A 12,600-nucleotide genomic window follows, 5' to 3' on the forward strand; every position below is an offset into this window, starting at 1 on the left:
ATATATTATTGGTTATTACAGCCAATTACGACCACATCAATATAATGGCGGATTAACACCGAATGAATCAGAACGATTATATTGGTTAACCTCTAAAACCGTGGCTAGTATTTGTTGACCACTACAGATATCACTACTTTCATAGAGCTGTTAAAAACAAAAGATCTTAGTAAAAATGTTGCGAATATGTGTTTATATTTCCGAGATTTTCACATTTCATCTAATAGTGTGAGTATACTATCAATAAGAATATTATTTCTTTATTCTGAAATATGACGTGAGTGGCTCATGAAACAGTATATTTCTCTTAATATATTCATATTGGTATTTTTTATAACTGCTTGTAATAATGACAATAGCGTTACAGATACAGTAACTGATAACAATAGCGTGTCAGTTATAGACACAGGAATTGATGACAATAGCGCCTCAGTTATTGATACAGGAACAGATGCAACTCAATCAGGTAAAGCAACCGTCTCTGGTACTGCGGCAGTTGGTGCTGGTTTAAAAGGACATTCTTTGGATTTGTTTGAACTCGATCCAACTAATAGCTCTCAACCGAAATTATTAGAAACAATAACGCTAGATGAGTCGAGTAAGTTTGAAGTTTCAATCCCAATGTCGACGGATACGAGTTCAAGAGTGTTCCTTGCACAAGTTAAAGATTTAGAATCACCTGATACTGTTGTTATCGAGTCAATTATTTTTGGGCAAGACTTTGATAAATCAGTAAAGATAACGCCTTTCACCAATCTCATCGCAAAAAGCCTGCTTAAAAGTGAAACAGCATTAGATTTAGCTTCTATGAGGCGAGAGTACGATCAAGTTGCCAGTAGTGTTGTAGCCATACTCAATCCTGTTGCAGAGGCGTTAGGCTCTTCGCTTGATATTGACTCTCTGTTGTTTGGTGATTTCTTTGTAGAATCAAGTGGTCATGATGAACTAATTGAAGCAGTCACGTTTGATTGTAATGATTCAAATTGTGCTGTTGATTTTGCAAGTGATAAAGTCAAAGAGAAAGTGATCGAGCTAGGGGTTGAAACTGAATTTACTATTAATGAGACATTAATAGATAAACTAACACAGGCGGGCTTTGCTCTTGATGAATTGAAAACTAGCCCAACCGCCGATTTTGACTTTACAGCAAGTATTAAAGAAGCCGGCCCTGTGGTGGTACTCTTTTCATATGATGCTTCTTGGGGCCAGCCAGGTGATTCATGGGCTGGATACAGCGGTAAGATCAAATTGATAAACCTTACCGACACCCCTTTAGATGTGGCAAATAAATCCATAACGATGATTTCAGAAAAGCTGAGCATGAGCGGTGCTTGGGGCGCTGAGCTTCAAGAGAAAAAAATAGATAATAATAAAACCAAATACACGTTTACGATCCCTCATTACGCCCAGCCTTTGCAAAAAGATGAACACCGAGTCATTGGTTTTAATGGTAAAGGCATTGCATCGGAGGTAAATGACTTAACCCGCTGCCGCTATGAAAATGATAGCTGCATCATCAAATACGATGACACATTATCAACTTACGTTGGTGGCAGTTCTTTTGTGATTAGTGTCGATAGTGAAGAAGTTGTTGAAGATGGTGATATCACCGATGACGTTAACGAGAGTGGGGCAAATCTTGGCCGAGAACCAATTGTCGATGACCAAAATACAGTTATCGACATTACCTTAGAAAAATCTGGCTCACCTTGGTCAACGGGGTTTAATGGTGTGATCAAATTCATATCGCCAGTGGCGACCTCTTCTTGGACTTTGACGTTTTTAAAGCCTGCTGATGTGAATGATATTAGCATGTGGTCACACGGAGGGGGATTACAAACGGTGGGTGGACAATCGTTTATCAATGTTAGCAACAAAAGCTGGAATGGCGTTTTGACTCCTAATATTGAAAATTCAATTGGTGCCAGTGTTCAAGGTAAGGGCACTTATGGCGCAATATCGAGTGATAGCTGTACTTTAACGCTTGATAGCACTAATTACCCTTGTCAGTTGATAGCTAACGAAAATGCAACCAGTGTAGAAGATCTTTCTAATATTAATAGTGTTGGTATAACCCCTGCAGTTATCATTGATGATAATGAGACTGTCGATTCAGGTAACGAGTCTATTGTGGTCGACAATACACCCACAGATATTCCTGCTGCGTTGGTGAAAGGCAGTGGTGTGACTCAAAGTAAAACTCCAAAGAATATGACGTTTACTTCACCGAGTGATTTTAAAGGTAAAGTCGTTGCAGGTTATCTATCTGATTGGAGTGTATATGGTCGTGGTTTTGACGTTGAACGCTTACTAAAAGATGATACCTTTCCCTATAACAAACTGGTTTTTGCATTTTTAGCTATTTGTGGTGATCAAGGTTCGCTTTCTGGAAAAATTCGAGCGCAGTGTGCCGCGGAAGGTAAAAAAGATTTTGAGGTGGTCTTTTTAGATCCATGGGCAGACTTTGGTTTAAGCGTCAGTTCTCGCCAAAAGGGTAACCCTTATGTTGATGGTTTTAGTAAGGGGATTATTGAACAGCTCGATTACATTAAAAAACGAGTCCCTAACATTAGCATCTCAGCCAGTATTGGTGGCTGGACTATGTCAGAGCCATTCCATCGCATGGCAGCCAATCCGGTACATATTGCAACCTTCGTTAATTCATTAAAAGAATTACAAGATAAATATGGCTTTACTGGTTTTGATATCGACTGGGAATTTCCTGGTCATGGTGGTGCTTCGGGTAAATTCACATCAAATGATGGTCAATATTTTAAGGACTTGGTCTGTGCTGTGAAGGCAGGCCTTGGTGATGACATTGAAGTATCTAGTGCGGTAGGGGCAACGAAAACATATATTGATCATATCGGCGCATATTATAAAACCATTTATGACCAAGGCTGTCTTGATTACATTTATATGATGAATTACGACTACTTCGGCGCATGGGATGATAAAATTGGTCATCAAACGAGTGTGATGCCGTCCTCTTCACTAACAGGGGGAATACCTAATGACGATGATACACGGTGGAGTGTCAATGCCGCTATCAAGTTATTTGAGCAAGCCGGTTTTAAGCGTGATCGTTTATTGATGGGGATTGCCAATTACGGTCGAGGTTTTAAATCTCTTGATTTAACCATCAATCAGCAAGGTGCGCTTGGCGGGACGAAAACCTCTACATCACCATCGTCAGGTACGTTTGAAAGTGGAGTAGTGGAAGGCTACGATCTTTGGCGCAATGTAGCTGGTGAAGATCTACAGGGGCGTGGCGATTTTGCACTTTATAGCGATTTTGAAGCTCACGCTGATGTATATTTCAATAAAGTCACTGGCGATTACATTTCGATAGACACGCCACGAACCGCCTATATGAAAGCAAAGTTGGCTGATGTTTTGGGGTTAGCGGGCGCTTTCGTTTGGACTATTGAGCAAGATGATGGTCGCATTGTTACCGCAATGCAAGATGGATTTGGCCTTAATGGTGATGTGCCATCTGAGCGTGCGATAACCTACTCCGCCTGCGGTATTCCATTTAAAGATGACGAAGAGAATTTGTGTGCAGAGCTTTATAGTGGACTCAATAATTTCTCATCTGGTAGTGGTTCAGGTAGTAGCATTGCTACTATCCTCAATGCAGCCGTTAGCCTTCCTTCGCCAGGGCAAACTGTTCGTGTAGTGGATGGTATAATCGTAGACATTGGAACTGGAACAGATACAACTCCAGCACCAGATCTAGATCAAAATGTGGTTCCTGATTCTCACATTATTTATCGTTCAGAGCTCAATCAACATCAAACGAATGCAGAAAGTGCATACAAAGAAAGTATTAATGCTGCTAAAAGCCTACTCAGAACACGGGATAATACTATTGTTGAGGCAGTCTCCCCACTAAATACAACTAACCCTGATAACGTCAAGCGTGTTGAAAGCATGTTTAATCAAAGTAATTGGGATGAATTGTTTTCTCACGCTGCGCCTGAATACTCTTATACTAACTTCTTAAAGGCTGTCGCTAAGTTCCCTGCATTGTGTGATACCTACACCGATGGACGTGATAGCGACGCTATTTGTCGTAAGTCACTCGCAACTATGTTTGCTCATTTTGTGCAGGAAACCGGTAAAAACTCTGAATATGATGGTGATACATGGAAACAAGGCTTGCACTACGTTCGAGAGATGGGATGGACTGAAACCTCACGAGATGGATACAACGGCAATTGTGATGTTTCTAGCGATTTTGCCAGTCGAGTGTGGCCGTGTGGTAAGTTTGAAAACGGTGACTACAAGTCCTATTTTGGTCGTGGGGCTAAACAATTAAGTTACAACTATAACTACGGACCTTTCTCTAACGCGATGTACGGTGATGTGTCTATATTGCTTAATAATCCAGAGATGGTTGCTGATACATGGCTTAATATCGCTTCCGCTATCTTTTTTTATGTGTATCCACAGCCACCTAAACCATCAATGTTGAGTGTCATTGATGGCTCTTGGACACCTAATCAAGCTGATATCGATGCAGGTTTAAATAACGGTTTCGGTATGACCATTCACATAATAAATGGTGGGCTTGAATGCGGCTCTGGTAACGAAGATGCGAGAGCTCAAAATCGTATAAATTATTATAACGAATTTGCTAATTACTTATCAGTGACAACTCCAGCCGATGAGGTGCTTGGTTGTAAAAATATGGCTCAATTCTCTGATGTTACCGGTGGTTCCGGCTCTGTTCCTATTTATTGGGAGCAAGATTGGTCAAGCCCATATAAATGTAAATTAGTTAACTATCAAACAGCTTACACAACGTTTGATATAGGTGGGTACGAAAAGTGTGTTAAGGACAAATATCCTGATGTAGTTATTTTGGAGGATGGCGATAGCCCTATTGTTAATGATGACTCAAAAGATACAGAGACTGTAGGTGATGGTGATGCCGTTGGTGATTCAGATGGTACAGACACTGCAGATGTAGGTGATGGCGTTGATGATTCAGATGGTACAGACACTGCAGGTGTAGGTGATGGCGTTGATGATTCAGATGGTACAGACACTGCAGGTGTAGGTGATGGCGTTGATGATTCAGATAGTATAGACAATGGAGACGTAAGTGATGATAATGATTTGAACACTCCTACAAATGCACTGTGTCAATCTTTCAATATTTACCCGAACTGGCCTGCAAATGATCATGCTGATGGTGGAGATATCGTAGTTTATGATGATATTGCTTACAAAGCATCATGGTGGACAAACACAATACCAGGTAGTGATGAATCATGGACATTACATTTACGATGTGACGGCGTAGAGCCCTCGTCACATACTTCTCTAAAAATGCCAAACCCCAAAGATCCTATTGATCTTAACATGCGACATTGGCCAAATTATCTTTCTATATCGGCACCAAATTTAAATCTTTCAGAAAATATACCAAGTACTGTTAGATTCGAATTACCAGTTTTAAACCAACTTACAGATAGTAATCACTTAACCGATCATTTTAAATCTTTGGCTGAACAATTATTACTTAATGAAGAAAGCAATATTACTATTTTGCTTTCCAGTGATATGTTTGATATGAATTATCAGGACGAACTTTCAACATTAGATAATATTCCTGTAAATTTAGCTCTGACTAACGCTATTGCAGTAAATAATATTCCTTTAGATAGCTCATTACTAAATTCATTATCAGATGATGTCAAAGGTTTACTTAAAGCACATAATTTACTAATTAGTCAATTACTTCCTGATGCAAATATTGGGTGGCAGGTGATAATTGGTGATTTTGCCTATGATCAACACTCTGGTGGTTATCGTTCAGTTTGGAACATGGCTTCATTACCGGTAGTTAATTTGCTTACAGATTACGAACTTTATAGTGGTGAGTACTCTGCTCATTTTGTTGCATTTAGTAAATCATCAATGACTCCAGCATTAGATAACGACCAGTGGGATAATGCTCTTCGATTTATTAAACAAGTCACAGATACTCTGAATGTCCCTGCTATGCTAGCTTCGATACCAAGTAACCAAGCTGGTAATTACTTTTTAGGTTTGACTTCAGCAGATAGAAAGCTTCGACACGCAGCATACCATAATATATTTTCGATTCAGTTTGATACTGTAGATATGGCTTTGCAGAATAAAATAGAATCTTACTTACAAAATAAATTGCCTCTCTACAATTCGGGAGGTGGTATGTCAATTTCGGATAGCACATTAACAAATATTACTTCGTTAAATGACGAATTAATAAGCGTTACAACGAAAATGAACAATCAAGTTCTTCTTTACGAGACGCCGAATAACGGTTGGGAGCCTTCAAATGTATACAAATGGGATGACTTTTTAACTGCTCTTCATACAATGCATAACATTGGTGTCTCTGGTACTAAATTTTGGCTTACTGATATTGATGCAATAGATGAGAAAAATATTCAATATGCCAAAGTAGCAATTGCTGCATTTTTAGCACAATCTATGCAAGAAACCATACAATATGATGCTTGTGATGAAAATAATTGGGCTCAAATAAAATACGGTGCTCCTGTTGATTATCCCATGAGTGCATCATGTGGTCAGTTAGGACAAAAATATGCTGACTACGGTGTTGATAAAAATACGAATCTTGATCATCCTTATTCTTGTCCACGAACACCTAAAATAGAAGTTACAGCAACGACTCACGCTAAGTGGTATGGCGCACCTAGTCCTATATTTGCCGCACCTGATTCTGTTCTCGAGGCTGCAGGCTTATTAGTAAATGGCTCTGTTGGTCGATGGGATTTGTCAAATTCTTGGTGTGACTCACCACCAGTTGAAATCGATCATACCAAACAAGCATGGGAGCGTGATTCATGCAATGTATATGTAGGCCAGAAAGATGGTAAATTCGTATGGGATGGCAGTTCTGAGACATCTGTTGAGGGGTGCGCTTGGTGGGGAAGAGGTGTAATTCAAACAACTGGTCGAAGAAATTTTGGTACCTTAAATCACTTTTTAGGTAGAAGCCATGTTGACCCAAGTACATTTGGTACTACTATCGATGGCGATATTGTAGTTATTGCGCCTCCTAGTGATCCAATATATGCCAAGTTGGACCTTTGCTCTAATCCTCAACTAATATGTACAACTGAAGAATATCCAGAATTAAAATGGATAGCTGGTTTATTTTTCTGGATGACATCCGTTCAAGCCTATAGCAATCCGGGTGGCCCATATGAAAGTTGGAATTATTACGATGAGTTGAAAAAATATGTAGATGATGGCCTTGTTGGAAATAACTTTATTGATGCTGTATCTGGCATTGTAAATAGAGGATGTCCTTCCGATCATTGTGAAACTGGTGAAGTAGACGAAATAGAAGGTCGTCGTGATAACTTTATTAAAGTACTTAAAGCACTTGGCCTTGACCCGAAATAATAAAGTATAAAAACTATATTTTTATTGAAACTTATATTTAACAAACTAACGTAATTCTCCATCTATAACTTTTAATATTAAGTTATTTGTTTAGGTGGAGAGTTAACTATACCTTTATCATTAATTAATTTATTAACCTAGTCTAAGCTCTTTAGCAGAGAGACTGGCTATTTATATGTTTTCAAAAACTATTTTACATTTCGTACATTGAGTTCACTTTATCTTTCTCGATACGATGAATTTCAGAGGAAAAATGTTTAGAAACTAATTGACTCTTCCCTATAGGGCAAGGTGTAAGCTGAGCTTAAAAAGGGAGAGGCATCTATGTGTAAGAACGTATTCGTTATTAATGGAAATCCAAAGGCTAAGAGTTATTGTCATGAACTAGCGCAGAGCTATATCACAGCTAGCGAGAAGAATGATGTCAGGCTGTTAAATTTAAGTATGATGGATTTTGATATCAATTTAGTAAGTGGCTATGAAGCAGTACAGCCGCTAGAGCCTGATCTACAGCATTTCCAATCATCACTTCTATGGGCAGACCACGTGGTATTTATTTTTCCTCTGTGGTGGGGAGGGATGCCTGCAAAATTAAAAGGGTTGATTGATAGAACATTTCTTCCCAATTTTGCGTTTAAATTTGAAGCTAAAAGCTTAACACCACAGCGATTATTAAAAGGGAGAACAGCTGAGCTGATAGTTACGATGGACTCACCTCCATTTTATTATCGTTGGATTTATGGCGATCCTATTTACAAGCAAATGAAGCGTACTATTTTAGGTTTTAGTGGCTTTGAAAAAGTATCTAAAACCTATATTGGCCCAATAATTAATGCGACTGAAGATAAAAAATCGAAATGGAATCAGCGGGTAGCTAAGCTAGCTAAAAAAGTAGCGTAATGCACTAATTTTAATAACTTTTAGTGATAAAGAGTATTAAAAGGGGATCTAACTTTCAATTAAATATTTTAATGAGTCGCTGACGTTAAAGATAACCTCAACTTCGTAAACATCCCCTTTGATAACGAGGCAGTTTGTACTGCCTACATTATACTTAATCTACATTCTTAACAGCGTATCTAATTGATAACTAATGTCGGAGGCTGATGCATTTCGACTAATACTGAAAGAGGTGTATTGATCGCCTCGGGTAGACATAGAACGATCAATTTCAGCAAGACAGTGAATGACAGCGCCATCTAAAATAAAAGATAATTCAATTTCTTTGCTGTTAAAAAATCCGCTATTACGAAATTCGATTTCTTGATAACAGCCCGATTGTGAAGCAAAGTGTCCGCCTTGTAGAAAGCCTTTTTCCACATCAGCTTTGATTAAATGAAAGCCTGCATTCTCAATGCTCGCAATGACACTAGCGATAGCTGGGAGAGGTTTTACCTCGATAAAATCACGATCAGAAGGATCAATAGCGAAATCAATATCTAACGTTGTTTCTAACCATACTTTCGATTGGTTATTTTGAGTGTTAAGTTGGGTGATAGGTGTTTCATCATGCAGTTTAAATTCAAAAGGCAGCGATTGCTCCTCACTGGCATGAATCGTAAAAGGTTGATTAATTTTTATCGTTCCTAATACAAAGGTTTGATAGCTGTGGCCATTTTCTAGTTCTACTTTCATTTCAGTACAAAGCTTTAATGAAATAGCATCAATGACTTGTTCTACATCTCCACCTTTAATATGCACATTTCCTACTAATATCTCTCCCTGATAAAGTGAAGGATTATGCAAAATAGTGTCTACTTTTGCAGAGCCAATACCTAATGAGGCTTTTAATTTTTTAAACATAATCTGCCTTTGTATGTATTTTTAAATGCGCGATGTGAGCAAATTATCACAACAATACCCAGCGATGTAACTTCAAGATGCGATAAAGACGTAAGTAATTATTTTAACTATTTATTATTGTTATATACCTCAATGTTTTGTAAAGAAATAGAGCAGGACGCCAATTAGATTGATCAATCACGCTCAGTGAATCGTTAAAGTTTGAAAATAGGCGTTTATGTATTAGGTTGATTAATAAGAATGAACATTGATGAGAGGAAGTATGGGATTATTAGTGGATGGGAAATGGCACACTGATTGGTACGACACTAAATCGACAGGAGGCAAGTTTGAACGTAAAGCTTCAAGCTTTCGTCATTGGGTAACGAAAGATGGTCAAGCGGGGCCTTCTGGGGAAGCGGGTTTTAAAGCTGAACCTCATCGTTATCACTTATACGTTTCCCTTGCTTGCCCTTGGGCGCATAGAGCTATCATTTATCGTAAATTAAAAGGGTTAGAGCCCTTGATTTCAATGTCAGTAGTTAATGCTTTCATGGGCGAGGGCGGATGGAATTTCGCATTGGGTGACGGTGTTGTTGCCGATCCCATCATTAATGCAGAGTTTATGCATCAGATTTACACCCATGCGGATCCTCACTATACAGGGCGAGTTACGGTACCTGTGCTATGGGATAAACAAAATCAAACCATAGTAACCAATGAATCAGCAGAAATTATTCGTATGTTTAATAGCGCCTTTGATAACGTTGGCGCAAATAGCCTTGATTTTTACCCAGAGGCACTACAAACAGAAATTGATACTTTAAATGATTTTGTATATGTGAACATAAACAATGGAGTATACCGCGCTGGGTTTGCAACTACTCAAGAAGCTTATGATGAAGCCGTTGTGACACTGTTTAATGCGTTAGATGCGATTGAAGCGCGGTTAACGGAAAATCGATACTTACTTGGTGATAAAATAACAGAAGCAGATTGGCGTTTATTTACCACGTTAGTGCGATTTGATGCAGTATACGTTGGACACTTTAAATGTAATCTTAAACGGTTAGTTGATTACCCAAACATTTGGGGATATTTACGCGATTTATACCAAGCCCCCGGTATTGCTGACACGGTTAATATTGATTATATCAAAGCCCATTACTATGGCAGCCATGAAACCATTAACCCTACGCGTATTATTCCTAATGGGCCTGTATTAGACTTTTCTGAGCCACATTGTCGTGAAAAATTGGGTGCTGAGTTATAGGTATAGTCAATATAAGAAAAGGGCATCACAGCTGGATGGTGATTGCCCATGTCTATATCAATGATGAGTTACTGCTTAAGTTTTGCAAGTACTTCATTCATTGATGTATATATCCCATGGCCTAATGCTTCAACTTCATCACTGGGCTGCACTAAATCAATTACCTGAAATGTTTGCATACCAGCTGAAACTGCAGCTTTAACACCATTATTTGAATCTTCAAAAGCAATACACATACTAGGGGTCACGTTTAAACGCTTTGCTGCAAGCAAGTAAATCTCAGGATCAGGTTTGCCATTTGTCACTTCATCACCAGCTGTCACCGCTGAAAAATAGCCACTTAAACCAGCCATGGCTAATTTTTTTAATGCTAATTGCCGATTGGTGGAGGTTGCTACAACCATAGGTATATTCTGTGTTTGTAACCAATTAAGTAGATCAATAACACCATCTTTTACAGGAATAGCTTCATTTTCAACAATGTTTAAGTAAGCCTGTTTCCATTGCTTGCGAAATACAGGGTAGTCCATGGTTTCGCCATAACTGACTCGTAATAGATCTTCAACGCCAGCCTCATTGCGTCCAATGATATTTAAGTAGGTCTGTTCAAGGTAGGGAAGGTTAAAGTCCTGACAGGTTTGTTTAAATATATCCATACAGACACGCTCTGTATCGAGTAATAAACCATCCATGTCGAAAATAGCAGCGTTGTATGTCATATTATTAACTAATTTATAAATAAAGAAGTGATATTTTACAGATAAAATGCAGTTATTTAAATATGAGTATTTGTAAATTTAAACAAATTAGTTAGTGAGATTAATGTTAATTTTTTATGAAAAAAATGATTAATAATATTATTATTTAGAATGAGGGAAGTATTATTGTTAATATTGTTACTCCTATTAACAAAAGTAAGAGTAATAAAAATGAAAAATATTAACGTAAAATCACTTCCAAACTTTATAAAAAAAAATTGATGCCCATCTAGAGGCAGATATTTACTCCCGAAAAAATAAAAAGCACTTAGTATTAGGTAAAATTCCCTCCGATACTTCAATTACATTACAAAGTAATGATTATCTCGCCATCACAGGGCATGAATATATTCGTCAGAAGCACTTAAAAGCCATCACAGATCATAAACATGAAGTAGTGATGTCTGCGGTCTTCCAGCATCAAGCTGAAAGTGGCGATACATTTGAAGAACAATTAGCTGCGTTAACAGGTTTTGAAAAATGTGTGCTGTCCCAGTCGGGCTGGGCGGCAAATGTCGGATTAATTCAAACTCTGATCCCTAAAGGTACACCGATCTATATCGATTTCTTTGCTCATATGTCGTTATGGGATGGAGCAAAACGTGCAGAGGGAAATATTCAAACATTTCTGCATAACAATATGCGTCATCTTGAAAAGCAAATTAAACGTGAAGGTCCTGGGTTAATCATGGTTGATTCGGTGTACAGTACAATCGGTACAGTTGCACCATTGCATGATTTAGTTGAAATAGCTAATCGTTATGGTTGCGCCTTATTGGTAGATGAATCTCACTCGCTGGGCACACACGGTAAAAATGGTTCAGGATTAGTCGCTGAATTAGGCTTAACCGATCAAGTTGATTTCTTAACGGCGAGTTTAGCAAAAGCCTTCGCTTACCGAGCAGGAGCGATTTTATGCAGTAAAGATGTAGCGAAATCGTTCCCATTTACGGCATATCCTGCCATTTTCAGTTCAGCACTGTTAAATCATGAGCTAGAAATCTTAAAAGCGACATTGGATGTCATTAAAGATGCAGACGATAAGCGTAGCCAGCTGTTTATTCAGTCTGAGAAATTACGTAGTGGTTTAGTTAATCTTGGTTATAAGATTAAGAGCCAGTCACAAATTATTGCACTTGAAAGTGGTAATGATGAAGATACAGAAGTGATCCGTGATTATTTAGAATCTCGAGATGTATTTGGTTCTGTGTTCTGCTCACCAGCGACCCCTAAAAATAAAAATGTGATCCGCTTTTCTTTAAATAGTGATGTGAGTGACGAACAAATATCGACGTTACTTACTGTGTGTCGAGAGATGCGAGAGGAGCTATCGTTAAAGTAATAGAATAAATTCTTACC

5 protein-coding genes and 1 pseudogene are annotated in these 12,600 nt (G+C 38.3%); 4 read left to right on the top strand and 2 right to left on the bottom strand.

Annotated features, from left to right (window positions below):
- The first annotated feature begins 390 nt into the window (after positions 1-390).
- Both C9J40_RS22160 and C9J40_RS13010 read left to right on the top strand, forming a co-directional pair.
- The gene (locus tag C9J40_RS22160; protein WP_199188094.1) at positions 391-7,428 is read left to right on the top strand and encodes a glycosyl hydrolase family 18 protein; all 7,038 of its coding nucleotides are present in this window, start codon (positions 391-393) and stop codon (positions 7,426-7,428) included.
- Between the two features lie 324 nt (positions 7,429-7,752).
- Positions 7,753-8,328, top strand: coding sequence for an NAD(P)H-dependent oxidoreductase (locus C9J40_RS13010; RefSeq protein ID WP_107247135.1), 576 nt, complete (start codon positions 7,753-7,755; stop codon positions 8,326-8,328).
- Between the two features lie 159 nt (positions 8,329-8,487).
- On the opposite strand, the gene C9J40_RS13015 is transcribed toward C9J40_RS13010, so the two are convergent.
- Complete coding sequence (locus C9J40_RS13015; RefSeq protein WP_107247137.1) at positions 8,488-9,231, bottom strand: sporulation protein; 744 nt, start codon at positions 9,229-9,231, stop codon at positions 8,488-8,490.
- 262 nt (positions 9,232-9,493) lie between these two features.
- On the opposite strand from C9J40_RS13015, the gene C9J40_RS13020 reads away from it, so the two are divergent.
- Positions 9,494-10,483, top strand: a complete 990-nt coding sequence (locus tag C9J40_RS13020) for a glutathione S-transferase family protein (protein WP_107247138.1) — start codon at positions 9,494-9,496, stop codon at positions 10,481-10,483.
- 68 nt (positions 10,484-10,551) lie between these two features.
- On the opposite strand, the gene C9J40_RS13025 is transcribed toward C9J40_RS13020, so the two are convergent.
- A complete protein-coding gene (locus C9J40_RS13025; protein ID WP_107247140.1) occupies positions 10,552-11,202 on the bottom strand; it encodes an HAD family phosphatase in 651 nt (216 codons plus the stop codon).
- 210 nt (positions 11,203-11,412) lie between these two features.
- Between C9J40_RS13025 and cqsA the strand changes: the two are divergent.
- Positions 11,413-12,583, top strand: a pseudogene (gene cqsA, locus C9J40_RS13030) (alpha-hydroxyketone-type quorum-sensing autoinducer synthase).
- The last annotated feature ends 17 nt before the right edge of the window (positions 12,584-12,600 follow it).

The organism is Photobacterium sp. GB-72, assembly GCF_003026095.1.
In the GTDB taxonomy this organism is placed as follows: domain Bacteria; phylum Pseudomonadota; class Gammaproteobacteria; order Enterobacterales; family Vibrionaceae; genus Photobacterium.